The organism is Algoriphagus namhaensis, assembly GCF_042649705.1.
Classification (GTDB): Bacteria; Bacteroidota; Bacteroidia; order Cytophagales; family Cyclobacteriaceae; genus Algoriphagus; species Algoriphagus namhaensis.
Genome location: NZ_JBHRZS010000006.1, coordinates 419,061 through 442,426 on the forward strand (window position 1 = coordinate 419,061; position 23,366 = coordinate 442,426).

A 23,366-nucleotide genomic window follows, 5' to 3' on the forward strand; every position below is an offset into this window, starting at 1 on the left:
CAAATGGTTAATTTAGATTTGGATAATGGAAAAAAACAAACTCGTTTCATTGCTTTCCCACTACAATCTTCCTGATTCTCTTGTGAAGTGGAGTGTCTTTGGGAAAGGATTAATTCATCAAACCTACTTGATAGACCTTGGAGAAAAGAAATATATCCTTCAAGGCTTTAATCAAAACGTCTTCAAATTCCCAGAACGAATTGAGCAAAACCTAAATCTATTCGGAAAGGATCAAGGTTTAACTCAAGGACTTCCATTTCAATTGCCTCTACCCATCCCTACAAAAACGGGGAGCCTTACGACCTCATTTGATGGGAAGTTATTCAGACTTTTTGAGTTCGTTGATGGAGTCACCTTGCAGCAAATTCAAAATTCCCGGCAAGCCTTTCTAGCTGCGGAGGCCTATGCCTCTTTTTCTCGCTGGGCAGAGCAGTTTCCTATCGACTCCTTTGCTGAAACTATCCCTAATTTCCATAGACTAGACTTGAGATATTCGCGCCTTCGAGACGTGGCTAAAAACCAAGCCCCATCTAGTCCTGAAGAGAGTGAGGTTCTAGATTTTTATTTGGGACAAGAAAAACTAATCGCTGAATACTTACAAACCATAGGTCAGGTTCCCTCGAGACTCACACACAACGATACCAAAATCAATAATCTGATTTTTTCCAAAGATCTGAGCAAGGTGGAGGCAGTCATCGACCTAGATACCATCATGCCCGGATACCTTCTTTATGATCTTGGTGACTTGGTGAGGACGGTTGCCAATACAGAGGAGGAAACTAGCCTCAACTGGGCGAATCAGCGAATCATTCTCCCTATTTACGAACAACTGCTAGCTGGTTATCTGTCAGGAGCCTCCCATTGGATAAATGAAGCAGAAAAGAACTCTTTGCTCCTGGGTGGTGAAGTAATGACCTGCCTGATGGGCACCAGATTTCTCACCGATCACCTCGAAGGTAATGTGTATTATCACGTGGATTATCCCGAGCAAAATTTCCATCGTGCCAAAAACCAAATGCATTTACTTCAAAGTCTTCAGTCCTCCCGGCCCGAAGTGCAAAAGATCCTAGATTCGCTTACCCAAAACGACAAAAACTGACAATCCAATTGGCAATTGACTTTACAGCCCTTAATTTGGTTTTTCCTTTAATCGATCCAGATTTTGCCGGGTATTTTTGACACTAAAATTGAATTTCTGAAGGGCGTTGGGCCTCAACGCGCCGCGCTGATCAATAAGGAGCTGAATATCTTCACCTATGGTGAATTGATCCAACATTATCCCTTTCGATATGAGGACAGGAGTACATTTTTTAAAATCAACCAGCTGAAACCAGACCTAGAAAACGCCCAAGTAATCGCCAAAGTGCGCAGAGTGGAAATCATTGGAATGGGTGGAAAAAGAAGGCTAGTAGCGGAAGTTGCTGATGAAACTGGAGTCATGGAAATGACTTGGTTTAAAGGCATTCAATGGGTCCAAAAAAAATTACCCGTTGGAGCGGTTTATGTGTTTTTTGGAAAACCGGCACAGTTTGGACGGAAATGGAGTATTGCGCATCCTGAGATGGAGCCACTGAGCCAATCGAGGGAGCAACACAATAGTTTTCAGCCGGTATATTCTACTACGGAGAAGCTACGCGCTCGATTTTTGGATTCGCGAGGTATCTCTAAAATTCAGGAGCAACTCCTGCAGGTTTGCTATCCACACATCCGAGAGACCCTTTCTGCATCCATTCTCACTCGATTTAATTTGATCGGCAAAGCTGAGGCCCTTCGCCAAATCCATTTTCCTACCGATCCCAAACTTCTCAACGCGGCCCAAAAAAGGCTGAAATTTGAAGAATTCTTCTTTTTGCAGCTTCGCTTGCTCAAAATGAAAGTGAATCGAACAGCTAAATCCCCAGGACAGGTTTTGCCTAATACTGATTTATTGAATGACTTCTACGCAAATCATATTCCTTTCGAACTAACCAATGCCCAAAAGCGCGTGATCCGTGAAGCATACCGAGATATGAAGTCGGGAAAACAGATGAATCGTCTGATTCAAGGCGATGTGGGAAGTGGCAAAACTATGGTAGCATTTATCTGCATGCTCATAGCCATTAGTTCGGGAGCCCAAGCTTGCTTGATGGCGCCAACGGAAATCTTGGCAATCCAGCATTACGAGGGATTGAAGGAATATGCAGATTTGATGGGTTTGAAAATTGACCTGCTCACGGGATCTAGTAAAACCAAGGCACGGCGAGAGATTCATGAAACCTTGCTCTCGGGAGAATTAAAAATTCTTATCGGCACGCATGCACTTCTCGAAGATGTGGTCCAATTCAAAAACTTAGGCTTGGCTATAGTGGATGAGCAACACCGATTTGGAGTAGCCCAGAGGGCAAAGCTATGGGCAAAGAACAAGGAATATATTCCCCATGTACTAGTCATGACAGCCACACCGATTCCTCGAACTTTGGCCATGACTCTTTATGGAGATTTGGACGTGTCTGTGATCGATGAGCTTCCCGCGGGAAGAAAACCAATTCAAACGGTTCATCGATACGACAAGGATCGTCTTTTGGTCTTCAGTTTTATCAAAAAAGAAGTCCTCAAGGGGCGGCAAGTTTACATAGTCTATCCACTGATCGATGAATCCGAAACCTTGGATCTCAAAAACCTGATGGATGGATTTGAGAGTATTTCTCGAGCATTCCCAGAATTCCCTATTAGCATTGTTTATGGAAGCATGAAGCCCGAGGCAAAGGATTTTGAAATGCAGCGCTTTGTCAAGGGTGAAACCAAAATTATGGTCGCCACTACGGTGATAGAAGTTGGGGTAAATGTGCCCAATGCATCTGTCATGATCATAGAAAATGCCGAACGCTTTGGATTGTCCCAACTCCATCAATTGCGTGGGCGTGTAGGTCGAGGAGCCGAGCAAAGCTATTGTGTCCTGATGAGTAAGTACGAGCTTTCGAAAGATTCTCGAGTTCGCCTCGACACCATGGTACGCACCAACGATGGATTTGAAATCGCAGATGTAGATTTAAAGCTACGTGGTCCAGGAGATATGATGGGAACCCAGCAAAGTGGAATCACAGATTTGCTAATTGCAGATCTGAGTAAAGATGCTCCACTATTGACCTTGGCTAGAGATGCAGCCGAACTCACGTTAAGTGAAGATCCTGGGCTTGAAAAACCCGAAAACCAACCCATCTTGATTCAGATCAAGAATCAAAAAAAACATGCTGTCAATTGGAGTAGGATTTCTTAAGTGTCTTTCTTTTTGAATAGAGAGGCCATCCGTCGGAGGAAAGCTTTCTCTTTTTCCCAAAAAAAAGAAAACTGCCCAAAAATAAACCCATAGATCAGGAGGAAAACCTGATACAATGGCAAGACTAAAAGTAGATAAAGGAAGGTATTGAGAAAGCCTCCCTTTTCTACCCCAAAGAAATCTAAAATTGGATTTTTGATAAATAAAATGGTAAAGCCCGTGCAGGCGAACACAATCAAAACCATGACTACTTGCAGAAGACTATCCAGTTTCCACTTGGTTTGTAGCCTCTTCAGCCAGCCATCTTTATTTTCCTTTTCTGCCATTTTACCGGTTTAATTCCAGACGAAGACCCCTTCGTTCAGTTGACTTAATGCCTGCTTTTTCACTTTAGAGTCCACCAATACAGATACATTGTGTCTGCTACCTCCGTAGGACAACATGCGGACCGGAATCCCTTTTAGCGCATCCAATACAGACTTGAGAGTTCCTTCGTCTTCAGCGATTTTATTACCGACGATACAGATGATGGCTTGGTCTGAATCCACCTCGACCATTCCAAAGGCTTCGAGTTCTTTGATGATTTTGGAAAGGTTGCCTACCTCATCGATCGTCACCGAAACAGCCACCTCAGAGGTAGTGATCATATCGATTGGAGTCTTATACTTTTCAAAGATCTCAAACACCTTTCTCAAGAAACCATAGGCGAGAAGCATCCGGCTAGATTTGATTTTGATCGCTGTGATCCCATCCTTAGCTGCAATCGCTTTTACTCCTACACTCGGAACCTCAGCTTTGATCAAGGTACCGTGAGCCTGAGGCTCCATTGTGTTTAGCAGGCGAACTGGAATGTTGAACTGCTGAGCTGGCCAGATCGATGCAGGGTGCAAAATTTTCGCTCCAAAATAGGCAAGCTCTGCCGCTTCATCGAAGGATAGCTCGGCGATGGGACGAGTACGATCCACAATTCTTGGATCATTGTTGTGCATCCCGTCGATATCCGTCCAAATCTCACATACGCTTGCATTGATAGCCGCAGCAACGAGGGAAGCTGTATAATCCGATCCTCCTCGCTTAAGATTATCTACTTCGTTTCTGTGGTTTTTACAGATATATCCCTGAGTGACAAAAAGCGTCTGATCCGCATCATATTCAGCCAAAATCGCTTTTAAGCGTTCGCTAATTTTATCCAGCTCCGGCTCGCCATTAATGTCAATACTCATAAAGTCCAAGGCAGACAAAAAGTTGGCTTTGATGCCATGCTCCTCGAGTAAGGTGAAAAATAGCTTAGTAGAAAGCAATTCTCCTTGAGCAAGAATATCCAGATTTAAAGCTTCATTGAATGAAATTTTCAAGAGGATATTTAAAAACTCAAAATGCTCTTGAACGATTTCTTTAGCCTTTTGAATTCCTGCTTCGCTTGACAAAAGTTTTGGATAAAAATCCAAATAATGCGCATGAAGCTCATCAATTCGCTTTTTGGCGAGAGCCTTATCTCCTGAAGACAGCGCCTCACCAATACTAGTCAGCGCGTTTGTAGTACCGGAAAGTGCCGAAAGCACTACAATCGTAGGCTCTTCGCTACTGGTGACCAAGTCTTTGACTTGATGCATACGCTCGGGACGACCTACAGAAGTCCCTCCAAACTTCATGATTTTCATCAAAAATCGATTTAATAGGTTAATTTTTAGAGACTAGAATCCTAGCATCTTGATGGCTGTGATAGCTGCTTCGTCTCCTTTATTGCCATGCTTTCCTCCTGCCCGATCCAGAGCCTGCTGCTGCGTATTAGGTGTGAGAACACCAAAAATCACTGGCTTGTTATACTTCAAGCTTACATTTGTGATGCCGTGAGCCACCGCATCACAGATGAAATCAAAGTGCTTGGTTTCGCCCTGAATCACACATCCTAGACAAATCACCGCATCGATCCCCTCTTCTTGAGCCATCCACTGAGATGCTAAAGAGAGCTCGAATGAACCAGGTACATTTTTTCTAAAAATGTTCTCCTTCTTCACTCCGTGATCCAAAAGTGTCTGATATGCTCCGGAAAATAGAGATTCGGTCACCTCTTCATTCCATTCAGATACAATGATCCCAAAGGTTCGATCACTAACATTTCTGATATTTTTCGAAGAATGATCGCTTAAGCTTTTTAATGAAGTTGCCATGGTTTTTTAATTTCTGTAACAAAAAAAAAGTAAGACCTGCGTCTTACTTTTTATTAATGTGATTTTAAATATGCATTAATTAGAAGCAAGACCTTCCAGTCTAGCCTTATGTTTTCGGGCAGCAGCGAACTCGAAAGACTCAAAGTACTCATCTTCGATAGTTTGGTACGCTTCGATCGCTTCTTCGATCTGGCCTGCCTTTTCATACGCAATCGCCAACTTGGAAAGATACTTTGGAGTGAAGTACTTGTTTTCGTTGTAGTTAGCCGCTTTTCTATAGCTAGAGATTGCCTCAGCAGTATTACCAAGCTCAAGATTTGCATCTCCAATAAGCGAATAAGCTTTTGCCTGCACTAGAAAATCATCTGAAGAAAACTGCTCCAAATGAGTCAAAGCATCACTGAAATTACGCTCAGAAAGATAGATAGAACCAATGTAAAAATGAGCCAGATTGGCTGCATCCGTTCTTGGATAATCCTCTACAATAGATAGGAAACCTGGATTGATTCCATCCCCATTGAGTGCATAGTCTACGCTGTCCTGCTCATAAAAATACACGGCTTGGAACATCTCCTCCTGTGCATTTTCGTTTTGGTTTTGATTGTTGATTTGGAAGAAAAGAATTCCACCAATCAAGATAATTGCAGCGGCAAGAACGCCACCCAATATTTTGCTATTTTGTTTTAGAAAAGCTTCACCTCGTCCTAGTCTCTCAGCGATTTCTGCTGGATTTTCTAGAAGATCGTTTTCGTGTTGTGCTTGCTTTTTGCTTCTTTTAGTTGCCATGCTACTCAAATTTCAGCCGCAAATATACGGTTTTTATATTTCTCTCAAAGCCAAATAAAAAAGCCATGAACCTAATCCAAGATTCATGGCTTTTCGGGGATATTTTTTGATTTATTCCATTACAAAAGGATAGTCTTCCTGGACATATACATCTTTAAATGCATCCTGTCCATCAGGCCATGGAGACTCTTCTGCAAATTTCACTGCGTCAGCTACTTGTTTTTTCACTTTAGCAATGACTGCATTAATCTCATCCTCAGTCATGATTTTATTCTCTTTGATCGTGGACAAAACCTGCTCGATTGGATCGCGCTGCTTGTATTCCTCTACCTCCTCTTTTGTTCTATATTTCTGAGGATCAGACATGGAGTGTCCCTTATATCGGTAAGTTCTGAATTCCAACAAAGTTGGTCCATCTCCTCTTCTAGCTCGCTCAGCAGCTTCTGCCACAGCTTCATGAACCGCTTCCACATTCATTCCGTCTACCGCGAATGAAGGCATGTCATAGGACTCCCCGATTGTGGACAGGTCATCCACATTGGATGATCTGCTTACCGAAGTTCCCATGGCATAGCCATTATTCTCGATTACAAAAATCACTGGAGTCTTGTAAAGCATAGCCAAGTTGAATGCCTCGTGAACAGCACCTTGACGTACAGCTCCATCACCCATGTGACAGATGCAGAGATTTTTGGTTCCCTTATATTTCTCAGCGAAACCAATACCCAGACCCATAGGCACCTGAGCACCTACGATCCCATGGCCTCCCATGAAGTTTCTTTCTTTATCAAAAATGTGCATTGATCCACCCTTACCTTTGGTAGTTCCGGTGGCTTTGCCATAAAGCTCTGCCATGACGGCACCTGGATCAGTACCTAAGCCAAGCGGATGCGCATGGTCTCTATAAGCAGTAATCCACTTGTCATCCTTCGTCAAAGCAGTAATTGCGCCAGCAGCGCAGGCTTCCTGTCCTATGTACAAGTGACAAAATCCTCTGATTTTTTGCTGACCGTAAAGCTGTCCGGCTTTCTCCTCAAACCTCCTCATTAAGAGCATGCTTTCGTACCAGAATGCATAGGTCTCTTTCGAATATTTTGCTTTAGCCTTTGTTGCAGTGCTTCTTTTTGCCATATCTAACTGATCAAAATGTGCTATTTTAGGCCTCAAATATAAGCAACGCTCCCTAAAAATAAGGCTGCCGCCCAAATAATTACCCAATCTCATGTACCTCAAGTCGCTAGAACTTATTCAATTCAAAAATCATGAGAAAACAAAACTGGAATTCTGTCCTGAAATAAACTGCTTCGTGGGGCTCAATGGCAGCGGAAAAACCAATATCCTCGACGCCATCCACTATTTGTCACTCACCAAAAGCGCCGTACAGTCAAGCGATACCCTCAATGTACAGCATGAAAAACCCTTTTTCACCATAAAAGGGGCCTATGAACTCTCTGACCGAAGCCTCAATGTACGCTGCACCATGGAGCTGGGTAAAAAGAAAATGATCTATACCGACGAAAATCCTGTAGGAAAAAACAGTGAGCATGTGGGTGCCATTCCGCTTGTATTGATCGCTCCAGACGATACCGAACTCATCAAAGGAGGCAGTGAAGGTCGAAGAAAATTTTTTGATGGGATGATTTCTCAACTCGATCGTAACTATCTGAATTTATTGATCCGATACCATAATTTTCTAAAGCAGCGAAATGCCCTTTTGAAGCAATTTGCAGAATCAGGAAGAAGGGATTTGACCTTGCTTGAAAGCTACGATGAACAGCTGATTCATCTCAGTATCGCCTTGGCTAAGCGCCGAAATGAGCTTTTGGAGGAACTTGCCCCTTTGCTCCAGCGGGACTATGAGGAGATTTCCCAAGGACAAGAAAAAGTAACCATTACCTACGAAACCGAGGCCCTTCGGGAGGATTTTGGGGACTATTTTAGGTCGCTTCGCAAAAGAGATTTTATCCTTAAAAATTCTGGTGCTGGCATTCACAAGGATGACTTCAATTTCCAAATTGAAGGTCATCCCATTCGTAAAATTGGGAGCCAGGGTCAGCAAAAGTCATTTATTATCGCCTTGAAACTGGGACAATTTCAAATCTTTGAAAAAGCGAAGGGTGAGAAACCTCTGTTACTATTGGATGATATTTTTGATAAGCTAGATGATCAACGCATTGCGCAGATGATGCAGTTGATCTCCAGACATACGTTTGGGCAGATTTTTCTGACCGATGCTCGTCCTGAACGATCACAGAAAATCCTCAGTGAATTGGATTCGGAAGTTTACTTTTTCGGGGTAGAGCAAGGAAGGGTTAATGCCTTACCATAAAAAAAGAGGCAGAAGCCTCTTTCAATTTTTTACCACAATTTCTCCGGATATTCTCCAGATTCATGAAGGTTCTTGAGCGCATTAATCACCACCGGCTTATCTTCTGTATAGGTCACACCAAACCAGGTTTTGCCCCCTGGCAAAATCTCAAAAGTAGCTTTGTCTTCCTTAATCAAATTATTGGCTACTGTAGGGATGTAAAATTCAGATTTAAGATTGTGAAGATTGGCTGGAAGAAATTCCTCCCACATCCGTTGTATATCTGCAAAGACATCCGCGTGGAATCCCCAGAAATTCATACTCACCGGAGTGCCCTCTGCAATTTCCAAAACTTCATCTTCCCCCCTACTTAGGATCTTATCTCCTTCTCTGGCTATGGATGTTCGCTCGGTCATTCCAATGAGCTGGCCCTTCTCATTCGTCTCACAGACTCCGCGGCTTACGGTTCCATTTTCGGAAAGTACGTTTTGGATGGCGTACCCCACCATGGCGTGAAGATTTGATTTGACTTCGGTTGAAAGAAATTTTCCGAGAACTTCGAAGGCTTCTTTGCCATAAAAATCATCCGCATTGATCACAGCAAAAGGTTCTTGGATCGCATCCTTCGCACAAAGTACCGCATGAGCTGTTCCAAATGGCTTCACTCGATCTGCTTGTCTCAACTCAGCCGGCACAAAGCTATCGAGCGACTGAATCACCCAATCCACTTCGATTTTGCCTTCAAGCTTCGGCATAAACTTTTCTTTGGCGATTTGAAGAATCTCTTCCCGAACGATAAACACCACCTTGCCAAATCCAGCTCGGATCGCGTCAAAAATAGAATACTCTAAAATGGTCTCCCCATTGGGGCCAAAGCCATCAATTTGCTTATTCCCGCCATAGCGGCTCCCCATTCCTGCAGCTAATACTAAAAGTGTTGGTTTCTGATTCATTGCCTCTGTTGAATTTTTAAAGGCACAAAATTAAGTCAATATTTTAGCTGCCCAAGGTTTGGGCGAGTTTAAAAGTTGAAATAGAAGAGGATAAAAAAAATCCCCAATCCTAAGATTGGGGATGTGGCTTACATTGCAGGTTGAAAATACCGATTGAGAATCGCTCCATGGAGTTTCTCAAAGGTACTGTAGCACCAGTGTCTAAATTCTTCAGCTTCATGTGGACTAATGAGTCGTAAGCCCTTTCTAAGTTCTCTCTCAAATAAATACCTACTGAAGCTGACCTTTTGAAGAATGGTCTTTACATAATCGATCATACTTTAAAGAGTTTAGAAGTTATTAACTGATTTTAAGTAGTCTTACGAGGCCAAATCACGAGATGTTACGTTATTTTGCCAGACATTGTACAAGATTAATCCCTATTTTCGCAGACATGAGTAAAACGTATTTTCTTACAGCTTTCGTATTGCTGCTCTCGTTTTTTTCGGGAGTGGTTTTGGCTCAGGAAGTTACGATCGAACTTGGCCCAAAAGAGATTGGGCTTAATGAAACATTTACCATCAAAGTGACGATGGCGAATGAAAAAATAAAATCCTACGATCAGTTTCCGGATATCCCCGGTTTTGAAAAGCAGGGCATCTCCCAGTCCTCTTCCATGAACCTGATCAATGGACAGATGAGTAGTTCGAACAGTATCATACAATACTATAAGCCTACTCGAATAGGAACTAGCCAACTTCCAGCTTTCGATATTGTCATCAATGGAAATACCTTTTCGTCCGTAGGACAAAGCATCAAAGTCACCGAGGCTAAAGCCAATCAGGGCTTAAGAACCAATCCAAGTGATCCTTTCGCAGATTTTTTTGGTCGATCGGTGCCTTCAGAACCTGAATACGTTGAGCTTGACGACGATGCCTTTTTCTCCCTTTCTGTGGACAAGCCAGAGATCTATGCGGGGGAGGGTTTCACCTTAAATATGGCATTTTACATGTCTGAGGACAATCGAGCGCCTTTTCAATTCTATGAGCCAGGCCGACAGCTAGACAAAATTCTTAAGGAGGTCAAGCCCACCAATGCATGGGAGGAAAACTACAACATCACTAACATCGAACCCGAAAAAGTGATGATCAATGGAAAAGAATGGGTGAGATACAAAGTGTATGAGGCTACTTTTTTCCCTTTTGCCGAAGGCGAAATCAAAATCCCTACCATCGCATGGGAAATGATCAAGTATAGGGTGGCCAAGAACCCCACCTTCTTTGGAGCCAATAGGCAGGAAGACTTTAAGACTTTTTATTCCGCCGCCAAAACCATTAAGGTGAAGCCACTTCCTCCACATCCGCTCCGGAACGAAGTCAGCGTGGGCGAGTTTCAGCTTCGCGAAAACATTCAGGATGTGCAGGTAGAAACCGGTCAAGGCTTTGACTACAGTTTCGGAATTAGTGGAGTGGGCAATATCAATTCTGTTTCTAAGCCAGAATCTCTTTCTGTCCCGAATCTTACCACCTACGATCCAAACGTGAGACAACAAATCAACCGGGGCTATGGTCGGGTTTCAGGAATTAAGGAGTTTAACTATTACATCACGATCAATGAGGCCGGAGACTATAGGCTCGCGGATCAGTTTCAATGGATCTATTTTGACCCGAAAAGAGAAGTCTATGATACCTTGAGATCGAACGCGACCATCAAAGTGGTGGGAGAGAGCAAAGTCAACGAATCCATCTCCAATCTCCGACTGGGAGGTATTTACGACCGAATTGCGATCGAAGACAATCGGTTTTCAAACGAGGAATATAAGTACTATTTTGCCGCTGCGATCAATGGCCTGCTCCTATTGGTGCTGATTATCCTGGCCATTTTGATCATAAGAAGAAAATAATGGGAAATTCATTTGGTAAGCTTTTCAAGATTACGACTTTCGGCGAGTCGCATGGCAAGGCTTTAGGCGTCACCATCGAGGGTTGTCCTGCAGGGCTGCCTATAGATGAAGAGAAAATTCGACTTGAAATGCAGCGTAGGAAGCCCGGCCAATCCAAGATCACCACGCAGCGAAAAGAAGAAGACGAAATCGAGATTTTATCTGGAGTTTTTGAGGGAAAAAGCACAGGTACACCGATCGGAATCGTGATTCGAAACGCAGACCAAAAATCCAAGGACTACTCCCATATCTCAGACAAATTCCGACCATCTCATGCGGATTTCACCTATTTCGAAAAGTACGGAATCAGAGATTACAGAGGAGGTGGAAGAAGTAGCGCGAGAGAAACTGCCGCTCGAGTGGCTGCAGGAGCTATTGCCAAACAACTTCTAGAAACTAAAGGAATTTCTGTCCAAGCATTTGTTACTCAAGTCGGTAATCTGAAGCTGGAAAAAGCTTATCAGGAAATGGACCTCGCCGAAGCCGAAAATAATATTGTGCGCTGTCCAGATCCAGAAACTGCCGAAAAGATGATACAATTGATCGATTCGGTTCGGCTAGAAAGAGATACAATTGGTGGGGTCATCAGTTGCGTAATCAAAAACACACCCGTTGGACTTGGAGAGCCAGTTTTTGACCGTCTTCATGCAGAGCTGGGCAAGGCTATGCTTAGCATCAATGCCGTCAAAGGCTTTGAGTATGGAAGTGGTTTTGAAGGCGTAAAAATGAGAGGATCTCAGCATAACGATGCCTTCGTGAAAGAAGGAGATCATATTAAAACAACAACCAATCACTCCGGAGGAATTCAAGGAGGCATTTCCAACGGACAGGACATTTACTTCAATGTGGCTTTCAAACCCGTTGCTACGATCATGCAAGACCAAAGCTCCATTAATGAAGCCGGTGAATCTGTGACCGTGTCTGGAAAAGGTCGTCATGATCCCTGTGTGGTGCCTCGTGCTGTGCCGATCGTGGAAGCCATGGCGGCATTGGTCATAGCGGATTATCTTTTGTTATCAAAAAGCAATAAACTATAAGCCTGAAATATCTCCACATGCTGAAAAAGATACCCTTACACACAAAAATCATAATTGGTCTCGTCTTGGGATTGGTTTTTGGATTGGTTGTTATCAAAACTTCCATTCCTAATTCGTTTACCTTAGACTATATCAAACCTATCGGGACCATTTTCATCAATGCTCTGAAAATGATAGCAGTTCCATTGGTTCTGGCTTCCTTGGTAGTGGGGGTGTCAAATCTTGGAGATATTTCGAAGCTAAGTAGAATCGGAGGCAAGACTATCATCATCTATCTTTGTACGACCGTTTTAGCGATTTCTATTGGACTTGTTTTGGTAAATATATTTCAACCTGGTACAAGCCTTCCTGAGGATACTCGCGAAAATTTACTACAACTCTATGAGGGAGATGCTGGATCGAGGTTAGGACAAGCCGCACAATTAAAAGAACAGAGCCCACTTCAGCCCTTGGTGGATATCGTTCCGCAAAATTTCTTTCAAGCTACGACCGATAATAGCGCGATGCTGCAAGTAGTATTTTTTGCAATAATAGTTGGAATCTCTTTGCTTCAGATTCCAAAGAAAAAAGGTGAACCTGTCATTGCTTTTTTTGACGGGTTCAATGATGTGATCATACAGATTGTAAATTATATTATGCTGATCGCACCTTACGGAGTTTTTGCTCTGATGGCATCCCTCATTGTGGAAATTGCCGGAGACAATCCTGAATCAGCTGTTCAACTTCTCTTAGCCCTTTTGAAGTATAGTTTAATCGTGGTCGGAGGCTTACTTACGATGGTTTTTGTGGTTTATCCTTTGTTGCTTCGGTCATTTACCAAAGTGGGATACTTAGATTTTTTTAAGGCGATTCGACCCGCTCAACTTTTGGCCTTCTCAACAAGTTCCAGCTCAGCCACACTTCCTGTAACCATGAAACAAGTCGAGGAGGAAATTGGAATTTCTGAGGAGGTATCGAGTTTTGTACTTCCGCTAGGAGCTACTATTAATATGGATGGAACAAGTCTCTATCAGGGGGTCGCAGCGGTATTTATTGCTCAGGCCTTGGGGATGGACTTAAGTATTTCTCAACAATTAATGATCGTTTTGACGGCTACTTTGGCATCTATTGGATCTGCAGGAGTACCAGGAGCAGGATTGATTATGTTGATTATTGTGCTTGAATCTATTTCTGTGCCTGCAGCTGGCATTGCCCTAATTATTGCTCCAGATAGAATTCTCGACATGTTTAGAACCGTTGTGAATGTCACAGGAGATGCCACAGTCTGTACAATAGTGGCGAGTACCGAAGGCGAAATGCCAGAAGGTTTGCTTAGAAAGTCAAATCCATTCACTGCTAATGAAAGTGTACAAGAAGATTCTTGATCAAACTATTGGATCAAAAAAAAGGGAGCTTTGATGATCAAAGCTCCCTTTTTGTTTTGTAGGATTTATTTTAATCCACCAGTCATTTCTTCAGGTTTTACCCATTCGTCAAACTGTTCAGAAGTCAGCAAGTTTAGCGCAATCGCGGCCTCTCGGAGACTTGTGCCTTCCTTGTGTGCTTTTTTGGCGATAGCCGCAGCATTTTCATAACCAATGTGTGGATTCAATGCGGTCACAAGCATTAGAGAATTCTCCAAATGTCGCTTGATCATTGGTGCATTTGGCTCAATACCCACAGCACAATTATCATTAAAGGAAACACAGGCATCGCCAATCAATCGTGCAGACTGAAGGAAATTGGCTGCAATCATTGGTTTGAAGACGTTCAACTCAAAATGTCCGCTTGCTCCACCAACTGAAATTGCCACATCATTACCCATCACCTGGGCGGCCACCATGGTCATAGCCTCCACCTGAGTTGGGTTTACTTTTCCAGGCATGATTGAGGATCCTGGTTCATTTTCTGGAATCAAGATTTCTCCTATACCCGATCGTGGTCCAGATGAAAGCATCCGAATGTCATTCGCAATTTTCATCAATGAAACTGCCAATTGCTTCAAGGCTCCATGTGCCTCAACCATGGCATCATGGGCGGCTAGAGCCTCAAATTTATTGGGGGCCGTAACAAATGGCTGTCCTGAAAACTCAGCAATCTTTTCTGCCACTAATTCAGAGTAACCTTGAGGGGTATTAAGTCCAGTTCCAACAGCCGTACCTCCTAATGCCAACTCTGACAAATGATCCAAAGTATTTCTCAAAGCCTTTAAGCCATGGTTCAATTGAGCCACGTAACCAGAGAATTCCTGCCCTAAAGTGAGTGGCGTAGCATCCATAAAGTGCGTACGCCCGATTTTCACCACATCCTTGAAAGCATCTGCCTTGGTATGAAGCGTGTTTCTCAATTTTTCTACCCCAGGAATGGTTGTTTCCACTACCATTTTATATGCAGCGATGTGCATGGCTGTTGGGAAAGTGTCATTGGATGACTGTGATTTGTTGACATCATCATTTGGATGAATTTTTTTCTTTTCATCCTCCAAAGACCCACCGAGTAAAACATGACCACGATAGGCAATCACCTCATTTGAGTTCATATTGGATTGAGTCCCTGAACCAGTCTGCCATACCACCAGAGGAAATTGATCATCTAGCTTTCCATCCAAAATTTCATCACAAACTTGAGAAATGATATCGGCTTTCTCTTGGGCTAGCACACCCAGCTGGGCATTGGTTTGGGCCGCTGCCTTTTTCAAAATGGCAAAAGCACGGATGATTTCGATGGGCATTTGATTTTTCACACCCCCGATTTTAAAGTTATTAATAGACCGCTGGGTCTGTGCGCCCCAATACTTGTCTGCAGGCACTTCTACAGGCCCCATGGTATCTTTTTCTATTCGAATGCTCATATGATTGGTTTTTTTGGATCGCTAAATTAAGGTCTAAAGCAGTTTATGCCTAAACTTTGGAAGGATTAATCCTTCATTTGGAAACTGATCAAATTGATGAAAATCTTTCGAGAGAGCTTGACCTGCCTTTGGAAAAAGAAATTGGAAATGAAATAGTTTAGTATGGCCAAAGCCAGACAAATCCCGGAATAGACGTAATCCGCTTTTCCCCAAATGAAAAAAGCCGAAAAGCCTATTAATACCAAAGACCAAAAGGCCAAAAAGAAAATCGCTCCAGGAAAAAATTTATACTTCAAGAAAATAATGCTGCCCCTTGGAGTGTCCTCTATTTTGCCCAATATCAAGGGCAAAAATGTATCCCCTCGATCGATCACTTTTGAAATCCGAAATCCTGAGTCACCCACCAGGCCGTTGAATAAAACATTTTTCCGTGACCGGGTGCGCTGATCTAGATAGTTGACCTCGCTGGTTACTTTTTTCAAAGAGTTAATCACTTCTTTTTTTGAAAAAGAACTAACCAACGTCTCCGAATGAAAAGGTAACCAGTGAATCATAACTATTTTACGGCGATACAAGAAATCTCCACCCGTACATCTTTGGGGAGTCTACTTACCTCAACTGTTTCCCGGGCCGGAGGGTTTGATTTAAAATATTGACCGTAAGCCTCGTTGATGGTGCCGAACTCACCCATGTCCTTAATAAAGATGGTACACTTGACCACATCAGCGAAAGAATAGCCTGCAGCACGGAGAATCGCCTCCATATTTTTCATTACCGCATGGGTTTCTTCAGTGATATTTTCATTGATTAATTGTCCCGTATCTGGATCCAAAGCAATATTCCCAGATACGTACAAGGTATTTCCAGCAAGTACCGCTTGAGAATAAGGGCCGATTGGAGCAGGAGCTTCTTTTGTAAAGATGATTTGATTTGACATCGTGCTATTTATGGTTTTCTAATTTTCTATGGATTCTTAATCTATGCGGCTACTTTCCTTTGGCTTCGTTCCAATACACGTCCATTTCGTTCAGGGTCATATCGCCGAGGCTTTTCCCTTGTTCTCTGGCTGCATTTTCAAGGTATTGGAAGCGCTTGATAAATTTCAGGTTGGTTCTTTCCAAGGCTTCTTCGGGATTGATATCTATGAAGCGAGCATAATTAATTAGCGAAAAAAGCAAGTCCCCAAATTCAGCAGCGGCCTTTTCACGGTCAATTTCCTTCTCATCATCTGCATTAAACTCCTCCTTAAACTCCTGCATTTCCTCCTCTACTTTCTCCCAAACCTGACTTTTTTCCTCCCAGTCAAACCCAACTCCACGAGCTTTTTCTTGGATTCGCATAGCCTTGATCAACGCTGGCAAAGACTTCGGTACTCCGCCTAAAACGGATTTATTGCCTTTTTCTTGTAATTTGATCTTTTCCCAGTTTTGCTTTACTGCCTCTTCATCTTTGGCCTCCGTATCTCCATAAATGTGCGGATGCCGGCGGATCAGTTTTTCGCAGAGTGCATTGGTCAAGCTTGCCATATCAAAGTTCCCTTCCTCAGATCCAATTTTGGCATAAAACACCAAGTGCAACAGCAAATCCCCTAGCTCCTTTTTGATCTCTTCTGGGTTTCCTTCGAGTATGGCATCTGAAAGCTCAAAAGTTTCCTCGATCGTAAGGTGTCTTAAGCTTTCTGTGGTTTGCTTCATATCCCAAGGGCATTGCGCGCGAAGCTCATCCATTATGGTCAAAAGTCTGTCAAAAGCCGCCAATTGATCGGCCCGGGTACTCAAATTAGTCATGACTGAGGAAACTATGATGAAAGTGTGGTCGTTCTCAAAGTAAAGCTTTAAATTTGCGCAATATTATTCGTTATGGCAACAGTATATCTTACCCTCGGTTTTGTAGCACTTTTCTTCATTTTGATGTCTGTACGTCTACTTTTCATTAAAGGTGGAGAATTCAAAGGAACCTGTGCTTCGCAAAACCCTTATCTCAATAAAGACGGCGGTACCTGCAGCTATTGTGGGAAAACTGTCGATTCGGATAGCGCTTGTGGCAATCCGGACAATGAAGTGGACAAGGTACTGGCCAAATTCAAATAATCACCCTGCTTTTCAAAGGCAGTTTTTTTTCGAAAATCTTCACATAAATTATTTTAAGTGGCATTAATTAAGTCAATCTCTGGAATCAGAGGTACCATCGGGGGCAAAGTAGGCGAGGGCCTTTCTCCTGTGGATGTTGTCAAATTCGCTGCAGCGTATGGCTCTTGGGTCATTCAGACAACTCAAAACCCTAAAGTAGTCATTGGTCGGGATGCCCGTATTTCGGGAGAAATGGTCTCACAACTAGTTGCTGCCACTCTTCAAGGATTGGGAATAGAAGTGATAGATTTAGGCCTGAGCACCACTCCTACGGTCGAGTTGGCTGTTCCTTTGGAGAATGCTGGAGGAGGAATCATTCTCACTGCCAGTCACAATCCAATTCAGTGGAACGCATTAAAATTACTCAATACCAAAGGGGAATTTATTTCGGCAGAAGAGGGTCAAGGTATTTTAGCCCGAGCTGAAAATGAAGATTTCACCTTTGCAGAAGTTCGGAAACTGGGGGCTTATCAAAAGATAGATGACTACATGGATCGCCACATCCAGCATGTGCTCGATTTGGAGCTTGTAGACGTGGAAGCTATTAAAGCACGTGGATTCAAAATCGTGGTGGACGCTGTGAATTCAACTGGAGGAATAGCGGTACCAAAGCTTTTGAGAGCATTGGGAGTGGAGGTCATTGAAGAAATGTTCTGTACCCCAAACGGTGATTTTCCGCATAATCCAGAACCACTTCCTGAGCACCTTCGGGACATTTCTAAAAAGCTTTCCAAGGGCAATTTTGATTTGGGAATCGTCGTAGACCCTGATGTGGATCGCTTGGCCTTTGTAAATGAGGATGGCTCTCCTTTCGGAGAAGAATATACCTTGGTGGCTGTAGCTGACTATGTATTGTCAAAAACCCCAGGAAATACCGTGTCAAACCTAAGCTCAACTCGTGCCTTAAAGGATGTCACCCTAAAAAGGGGCGGTCAGTATACTGCCGCTGCAGTAGGCGAGGTGAATGTGGTCAATCAGATGAAAGCTGTAAATGCGGTGATCGGTGGTGAAGGAAATGGCGGGATCATTTACCCAACTTCCCATTACGGCAGAGACGCTTTAGTGGGCATTGGTTTGTTTTTAACGCACTTAGCAAACTTTGGTCATTCCATTTCAAGGTTGCGCGCGAGCTATCCGAGTTATTACATTTCTAAAAATAAGATTGAGTTAACCCCCGAAATCAACGTAGACAAGATTTTGGTGGAGATCAAAAAGAAATACAATAAGCAGGAGATCAACGATATAGACGGCGTCAAAATCGAATTTGATAAAGAATGGGTACATTTGCGGAAGTCAAATACGGAACCTATCATTCGGATTTACTCCGAATCCGAATCTGAGGCCACAGCTGAACATCTTGCGAAAAAAATAATTCAAGACATCAAAGAAGTGGTAAACGCTTCCATGACTTAAAAAATTATTAGACTCGAGCAATCTTTTAAAACCCAGCCTAATGAAAGTATACCTTGATAATGCCGCCACCACAGCTATGGACGACCGTGTCATTGAGGCCATGTTGCCATTTATGAAAAATCATTTTGGCAATCCATCCTCTGTGCATAGCCATGGAAGAGAAGTACGGAATGCGATCGAAAAGGCGAGAAAAAAGGTAGCTGAGTTGCTTAATACAAGCCCATCTGAAATTTTCTTTACTTCAGGAGGAACCGAAGCTGATAATACGGCCCTAATCTGTGGTATAGAATCTCATGGACTTACCCACGCCATTACATCTCCTCTAGAGCATCATGCCGTACTGCACACCCTTGAGGTTTGTGAAGCCAAAGGGCATATCAAATTGAGCATTTTAGATGTAAATGAAAAAGGAGAGATTGATTTCGGCCAACTGGAAGAGTTGTTGAAAGCTCATCCAAAAAGCATTGTCTCACTCATGCAAGCCAATAATGAAATCGGAAACCTCAACGATTTAACCAAAATCGGAAATCTCACTCAAGAATATGGAGCTTTCTTTCATTCCGACACAGTGCAAACTATGGGGCATTACGTGCATGATCTTGCCACCCTGCCTGTAGATTCGTTAGTAGCTGGAGGCCACAAATTTCATGGCCCAAAAGGTTCTGGCTTTTTGTACGTGAACAAAAAGAAAAAAATCCATCCATTCATACATGGAGGCGCTCAGGAACGGAATATGCGTGGAGGAACCGAGAACGTGATTGGGATCGTAGGAATAGCCAAAGCGCTCGAGATCGCTTATGAAGATATGGCTGGACACCAAAAGCACATTGAGGGCCTCAAGTCTTTATTTATTGAGGAGCTGAAAGCAGCAATTCCAGATGTACAATTTAATGGGCTTTCAGAAGACTTAGAAAAAAGTCTTTACACAGTCCTTAATGTAAGCATGCCGCCTTCAGAGGCCAATCGTGGGATGTTACTTTTTAATTTGGACCTGGATGGTATCTCTGCTTCAGGAGGCTCTGCCTGCAGCTCAGGGGCTACGGTGGGATCACATGTCCTTCGTGCTCTAAATCATTCGGCAGAGCGGGATGCTGTACGATTCTCCTTTAGTCGATTTAATTCGAAAGAGGACGTTTTCTACACCGTCCAAAAGCTGAGAGAGCTTTACGCAGTCGAGGCCTAATTTTAGGATTTAAATTTCTCCAAAAATCGCAGCTGGTATCAAGATCAAGGCATTGTATGTCCCATGGAAAAGCATTGCTGCTCTAATCCCATGATTGATCCGAACATAACTTAATACTAACCCCAGCACGAATTGGGCTCCCACGAGTAAGGGAACATAATAGAACTTACCCACCCAATCAAATCCGGTGTAATTTCCTAAATGAACTAAGCCAAAAAACCCTGCTGACATAAAAACAATCAGTTTCAGTTTAGGAGGTTGATCATCCTTTATTTTCATTAATAGGAAAAACAAATAGCCGAGAAAGGCCAGAGAAATAAACCAAAACTCTGAAATCACTAGGATTGATAATCCCATTCCCCAATAAATAGAAGACTTTTTATAGTCCAAGTGAAGTCTAAAAATAGGTTCCTCGATTAGCGGAGCCAACACAATCACTCCAGCCACAACAAACCATTTATAGTTTTCTAAGAGTTCCTCGAGGGCATTGTCAAATTGCCCAACATCCAGCTTTTCAAGTAAGAAGGCGTAGGGAATAATCACAACCAAAACCAAGCCTAGCAGAGTAAAAAAATCTTTGGCCGAAATGGGCTGATAGCTCTCTGGACGCTCAGGGTTTTTTATAAAATCTATAACTTTTTTAAGCATGTGAGATTATTTATCAGCAGGATTATAAGCAATGGAGTAAGGCGACCAAATTTCATAAATAGGGTCACCTTTGGAACTCAAGCCCGAGTGATGCCACTCGCCATCAATAACCTCAAAGTCGAAGCTCAATGAGGCACCTACACGAGTGTCATCTCGGGAGAAAAAGGTTATATTTTCTACGTATTTGCCGTTTTCGGCTGTGTAAGTTCCTCCTCCGGATCCCATAAATTCTTTAGTTTCCGAATTAAAGGCGATCCATTGAAATCTTCCACCACTCAGGATTTTAACGGTTCTTCTAGCTTCGGGAGTTGATCGACTGATTTCATCATTTCTTTTTCTACCAGTGATCACCCAGTTTCTGGTGAGTTGATCAGGATTCCCATCAATTCTTTCCCATATTTCTACCAACATCCCATTGTCGGTGTCTGCTGAGATCACCATTTTGCCATCCACCATATCGAGTTTAAATGAAGTGGATGTACCTACCTGAAGGGGATTCAGTGTAAAAAAGTCTAAGGTTTCCGTATACTTCCCATTACCAACTTCGACAGGACCACCTCCAGCAGCAACGAAATGATTGTTTTCAAGCATTTTAGCACCAAATGCGAAATATCCATCTTGGATAATCTTCACATATTCAGTATCCGTGACCATTTGACCATTTTGATGTGTCAATTTCCAGGCGCCTTCCACATCTTGAGCAGAAGCAATACCAATAATAAATAGAATGGGAAGTAGAAGAAGATTTTTCATGGTGAGTTCGATTAGCTTATTCATTTCCAAATAATTAAATAAAAAAGTGGATTTAAAAAACAATTCGCAAAATTTGGTCATTATCTCTTGCAGAAGGCAAAATGAAAAAGTTTACTCTGGGCAAATCCCGAGACCACCTGTTTGAACTTGTACCTGAGGGTCGGATCAAAAAAATGAAAATTGGAACAAAAACACTTGGGCTGGTCCGGCGTGGCTCGGAGTGCTTTGTATTTGACGCATTCTGCCCACATAGGGGAGCCCTGCTCACCGAAGGTCAGGTAAATGATAGAAACGAAATCTCATGTCCGCTCCACCAATATAGATTTGAGCTAAAAACCGGTAAGGTTAAGGTTGGCTACTGCGGTGATTTGGAAACTTATCCGGCTATCCTTACCGAAGCGGGCCTGGAAATTACAATGCCTTAACTCAATAAAGTCTAGCACCGTTTGGTACTTTGCGCTCCACTGTGCTGATCACCACTCCACCCTGCTCAGAATCAAAACCTGTAATCAATATTTCAGACATGAAATCCGCGATTTGTCTAGGCGCAAAATTGCAAACACAAACCACTTGTTTCCCCATCAAATCCTCAGGAGAATAGAGATTGGTCAATTGAGCAGAAGATTTTTTGATGCCTATTTCTTTACCTAAGTCTACCCAGATCTTATAGGATGGTTTGTGAGCTTTTTCAAAAACTTTTACATCGATGATTGTTCCCACCCGAAATTCAATCCTTTGAAAATCTTTATAATCAATCGTTTGCATAGACATATTTTTTACTAATTTTATGAACAATTTCTACATCGAAATCGTTATCAGGAAGCAAGTCAGAAATATTATGTTTACAAAAACGATTAATACTTCTTTAAATTCCAAATTCCTCACACTTTTTGTGATGTCGTTTGGCTTTTTTGCCATTGAGAGTTTTGCACAGTCCGAACAAGAACCAGTTCGTATGGAAATACCTGCTGAAACTCCTGCAGTGGATGATTTAGACTTGACGAGGGGAAATATCTCCAAGGAAATTCAGAAAAAACCCGCTTCTCAATCTTTTATCAAAGCGGTAAGCCCTCAAGCTAAAAATAATAAATCAGCGACCGAACCAATCGCTGAAAATAAGGACGCAAAGAAAGAGGAATCTGCCTCGACATTATCTTTCAACTTATTTCTCTACATCGTAGATAAGTTTAGAGCCGATTAAGGGTTCTCTCCCAGAAATTTTTCAATATCATTCAAGGAAATTTTTCCTTCAAAAAATGCGCGTCCAAAAAGTACGGATTGCACGCCTAACTCCCTGAGAATCTTAAAATCATCTACACCTCGGATTCCTCCACTCGCTCTAAGATTAATAGAAGGGAATTTAGTAAGTACATCTTGATACAAAGTAAGATTCGGGCCTTCCATTACACCATCACGGGAGGTGTCAGAAACTTTCACATATTTAAGTCCACGTTCGTGGAAAAACTCAATATGATCAAAAAGGTCGATCTTGGTCTTTTTTAACCATCCGCGGATTTTAATTTTATTGTCAACTGGGTTGGTATCTGCAGCAAGAATTATTTTCTCACGTCCGTAGGAAAGAATAAATTGAGCAAACCTTTCGGGATGATTAGCCGCAGCTGTAGAGATGGTCACTGTTTTTGCACCATTTTCAAAAGACTTGATGACATCCCCATCCGTCAAAACACCCCCTGTAAAATCCACCATTAGATTTGTGTAACCTGCAATGGCTTCAAGGATGTGATAATTTTTAGGCTCACCACGTCTAGCACCATCTAAATCCACCAAGTGGATTCTTTTGATACCTACTGATTCGAAATCTTGGGCAATACCAAGAGGATTGGTCGAAATCACTTCCTCGGTAGCAAAATCACCACGTTGAAGACGGACACATTTTCCATTGATTAGCCAGATAGATGGTATTATTTCGAATTTGCTCACAGTAAAATTTAAGTAGGTTCGGTCAATTGATTTAAAG

General features: G+C 42.6%; 26 protein-coding genes. 11 read left to right on the forward strand and 15 right to left on the reverse strand.

Translation table 11 applies throughout. The features are described from left to right. The first annotated feature begins 25 nt into the window (after window positions 1–25). A complete protein-coding gene (locus tag ACFOSV_RS05585; RefSeq protein ID WP_377904241.1) occupies window positions 26–1,099 on the forward strand; it encodes a phosphotransferase enzyme family protein in 1,074 nt (357 codons plus the stop codon). A gap of 63 nt (window positions 1,100–1,162) precedes the next feature. Then, the gene (gene recG, locus ACFOSV_RS05590; protein ID WP_377904243.1) at window positions 1,163–3,256 is read left to right on the forward strand and encodes an ATP-dependent DNA helicase RecG; all 2,094 of its coding nucleotides are present in this window, start codon (window positions 1,163–1,165) and stop codon (window positions 3,254–3,256) included. On the opposite strand, the gene ACFOSV_RS05595 is transcribed toward recG, so the two are convergent. The 5 genes from ACFOSV_RS05595 to pdhA all read right to left on the reverse strand — a co-directional run bounded on the left by ACFOSV_RS05595 (window position 3,253) and on the right by pdhA (window position 7,344). Further along, a complete protein-coding gene (locus tag ACFOSV_RS05595; RefSeq protein WP_377904245.1) occupies window positions 3,253–3,582 on the reverse strand; it encodes a DUF6787 family protein in 330 nt (109 codons plus the stop codon). The two genes, recG and ACFOSV_RS05595, sit on opposite strands and share 4 nt — an antisense overlap. Window positions 3,583–3,591: 9 nt before the next feature. Continuing rightward, entirely contained in the window at window positions 3,592–4,917 is a 1,326-nt protein-coding gene (locus ACFOSV_RS05600; RefSeq protein ID WP_377904247.1) for an aspartate kinase, read from the reverse strand. Window positions 4,918–4,950: 33 nt separating this feature from the next. Beyond that, the gene (gene ribH / locus ACFOSV_RS05605) at window positions 4,951–5,427 is read right to left on the reverse strand and encodes a 6,7-dimethyl-8-ribityllumazine synthase (RefSeq protein WP_377904249.1); all 477 of its coding nucleotides are present in this window, start codon (window positions 5,425–5,427) and stop codon (window positions 4,951–4,953) included. A gap of 75 nt (window positions 5,428–5,502) precedes the next feature. Further along, window positions 5,503–6,213, reverse strand: a complete 711-nt coding sequence (locus ACFOSV_RS05610; protein ID WP_377904251.1) for a tetratricopeptide repeat protein — start codon at window positions 6,211–6,213, stop codon at window positions 5,503–5,505. Between the two features lie 111 nt (window positions 6,214–6,324). Continuing rightward, window positions 6,325–7,344, reverse strand: coding sequence for a pyruvate dehydrogenase (acetyl-transferring) E1 component subunit alpha (gene pdhA / locus ACFOSV_RS05615; RefSeq protein WP_377904253.1), 1,020 nt, complete (start codon window positions 7,342–7,344; stop codon window positions 6,325–6,327). Window positions 7,345–7,435: 91 nt separating this feature from the next. On the opposite strand from pdhA, the gene recF reads away from it, so the two are divergent. After that, window positions 7,436–8,542, forward strand: a complete 1,107-nt coding sequence (gene recF / locus ACFOSV_RS05620) for a DNA replication/repair protein RecF (protein WP_377904255.1) — start codon at window positions 7,436–7,438, stop codon at window positions 8,540–8,542. Between the two features lie 29 nt (window positions 8,543–8,571). On the opposite strand, the gene ACFOSV_RS05625 is transcribed toward recF, so the two are convergent. Together ACFOSV_RS05625 and ACFOSV_RS05630 are read right to left on the reverse strand one after the other, a co-directional pair. Beyond that, the gene (locus tag ACFOSV_RS05625) at window positions 8,572–9,474 is read right to left on the reverse strand and encodes a nucleotidyltransferase family protein (protein WP_377904256.1); all 903 of its coding nucleotides are present in this window, start codon (window positions 9,472–9,474) and stop codon (window positions 8,572–8,574) included. 128 nt (window positions 9,475–9,602) lie between these two features. Beyond that, entirely contained in the window at window positions 9,603–9,791 is a 189-nt protein-coding gene (locus ACFOSV_RS05630; RefSeq protein ID WP_377904257.1) for a hypothetical protein, read from the reverse strand. Window positions 9,792–9,853: 62 nt separating this feature from the next. Between ACFOSV_RS05630 and ACFOSV_RS05635 the strand changes: the two genes are divergently transcribed. From ACFOSV_RS05635 to ACFOSV_RS05645, 3 genes are read left to right on the forward strand one after another with little or no spacing between them, the layout of a single operon-like run. Continuing rightward, window positions 9,854–11,356, forward strand: a complete 1,503-nt coding sequence (locus tag ACFOSV_RS05635; protein WP_377904258.1) for a BatD family protein — start codon at window positions 9,854–9,856, stop codon at window positions 11,354–11,356. After that, window positions 11,356–12,432 (forward strand): chorismate synthase, encoded by a 1,077-nt coding sequence (gene aroC, locus ACFOSV_RS05640; RefSeq protein ID WP_377904260.1) that lies wholly within the window; start codon window positions 11,356–11,358, stop codon window positions 12,430–12,432. The genes ACFOSV_RS05635 and aroC overlap by 1 nt, the downstream gene beginning before the upstream one ends. 17 nt (window positions 12,433–12,449) lie before the next feature. Then, complete coding sequence (locus tag ACFOSV_RS05645; RefSeq protein WP_377904262.1) at window positions 12,450–13,796, forward strand: dicarboxylate/amino acid:cation symporter; 1,347 nt, start codon at window positions 12,450–12,452, stop codon at window positions 13,794–13,796. A 65-nt stretch (window positions 13,797–13,861) separates the two neighbouring features. Here the strand turns inward: ACFOSV_RS05645 and fumC are convergent, their stop codons facing one another. The 4 genes from fumC to mazG form a co-directional block, all read right to left on the reverse strand. Next, window positions 13,862–15,262 (reverse strand): class II fumarate hydratase, encoded by a 1,401-nt coding sequence (gene fumC, locus ACFOSV_RS05650; RefSeq protein ID WP_377904264.1) that lies wholly within the window; start codon window positions 15,260–15,262, stop codon window positions 13,862–13,864. Window positions 15,263–15,327: 65 nt separating this feature from the next. Next, a complete protein-coding gene (locus tag ACFOSV_RS05655) occupies window positions 15,328–15,744 on the reverse strand; it encodes a hypothetical protein (RefSeq protein ID WP_377904266.1) in 417 nt (138 codons plus the stop codon). 74 nt (window positions 15,745–15,818) lie between these two features. Continuing rightward, window positions 15,819–16,199, reverse strand: a complete 381-nt coding sequence (locus ACFOSV_RS05660; protein ID WP_377904268.1) for a RidA family protein — start codon at window positions 16,197–16,199, stop codon at window positions 15,819–15,821. A gap of 49 nt (window positions 16,200–16,248) precedes the next feature. Continuing rightward, on the reverse strand, window positions 16,249–17,049 hold the full coding sequence (gene mazG / locus ACFOSV_RS05665; protein ID WP_377904270.1) for a nucleoside triphosphate pyrophosphohydrolase: 801 nt from the start codon (window positions 17,047–17,049) through the stop codon (window positions 16,249–16,251). Between the two features lie 72 nt (window positions 17,050–17,121). Between mazG and ACFOSV_RS05670 the strand changes: the two genes are divergently transcribed. Genes ACFOSV_RS05670 through ACFOSV_RS05680 form a run of 3 tightly spaced genes read left to right on the forward strand, consistent with a single transcriptional unit; the run spans window position 17,122 to window position 19,987 of the window. Continuing rightward, a complete protein-coding gene (locus ACFOSV_RS05670; RefSeq protein WP_377904272.1) occupies window positions 17,122–17,352 on the forward strand; it encodes a hypothetical protein in 231 nt (76 codons plus the stop codon). 57 nt (window positions 17,353–17,409) lie between these two features. Beyond that, the gene (gene glmM, locus ACFOSV_RS05675) at window positions 17,410–18,804 is read left to right on the forward strand and encodes a phosphoglucosamine mutase (RefSeq protein ID WP_377904274.1); all 1,395 of its coding nucleotides are present in this window, start codon (window positions 17,410–17,412) and stop codon (window positions 18,802–18,804) included. A gap of 40 nt (window positions 18,805–18,844) precedes the next feature. Continuing rightward, on the forward strand, window positions 18,845–19,987 hold the full coding sequence (locus ACFOSV_RS05680) for a cysteine desulfurase family protein (RefSeq protein ID WP_377904276.1): 1,143 nt from the start codon (window positions 18,845–18,847) through the stop codon (window positions 19,985–19,987). Between the two features lie 9 nt (window positions 19,988–19,996). Here ACFOSV_RS05680 and ACFOSV_RS05685 read toward each other — a convergent pair whose 3' ends face one another. Next, window positions 19,997–20,635, reverse strand: a complete 639-nt coding sequence (locus ACFOSV_RS05685) for a CPBP family glutamic-type intramembrane protease (RefSeq protein WP_377904278.1) — start codon at window positions 20,633–20,635, stop codon at window positions 19,997–19,999. A gap of 6 nt (window positions 20,636–20,641) precedes the next feature. Beyond that, the gene (locus ACFOSV_RS05690) at window positions 20,642–21,388 is read right to left on the reverse strand and encodes a hypothetical protein (RefSeq protein ID WP_377905302.1); all 747 of its coding nucleotides are present in this window, start codon (window positions 21,386–21,388) and stop codon (window positions 20,642–20,644) included. A gap of 101 nt (window positions 21,389–21,489) precedes the next feature. Between ACFOSV_RS05690 and ACFOSV_RS05695 the strand changes: the two genes are divergently transcribed. Next, window positions 21,490–21,813: a Rieske (2Fe-2S) protein gene (locus ACFOSV_RS05695; protein WP_377904280.1), complete on the forward strand. Its 324-nt coding sequence runs from the start codon at window positions 21,490–21,492 to the stop codon at window positions 21,811–21,813. A 1-nt stretch (window position 21,814) separates the two neighbouring features. Here the strand turns inward: ACFOSV_RS05695 and ACFOSV_RS05700 are convergent, their stop codons facing one another. Beyond that, window positions 21,815–22,153 (reverse strand): tRNA-binding protein, encoded by a 339-nt coding sequence (locus ACFOSV_RS05700; RefSeq protein WP_377904282.1) that lies wholly within the window; start codon window positions 22,151–22,153, stop codon window positions 21,815–21,817. Window positions 22,154–22,175: 22 nt separating this feature from the next. Here ACFOSV_RS05700 and ACFOSV_RS05705 point away from each other — a divergent pair, with 22 nt between their 5' ends. Then, window positions 22,176–22,589, forward strand: coding sequence for a hypothetical protein (locus tag ACFOSV_RS05705; RefSeq protein ID WP_377904284.1), 414 nt, complete (start codon window positions 22,176–22,178; stop codon window positions 22,587–22,589). On the opposite strand, the gene ACFOSV_RS05710 is transcribed toward ACFOSV_RS05705, so the two are convergent. Continuing rightward, window positions 22,586–23,329 carry a 1-(5-phosphoribosyl)-5-[(5-phosphoribosylamino)methylideneamino]imidazole-4-carboxamide isomerase gene (locus ACFOSV_RS05710; protein ID WP_377904286.1) on the reverse strand — a complete coding sequence of 248 codons (744 nt, stop codon included), beginning with the start codon at window positions 23,327–23,329 and terminating at the stop codon, window positions 22,586–22,588. The genes ACFOSV_RS05705 and ACFOSV_RS05710 overlap by 4 nt on opposite strands. Window positions 23,330–23,366 lie beyond the last annotated feature (37 nt).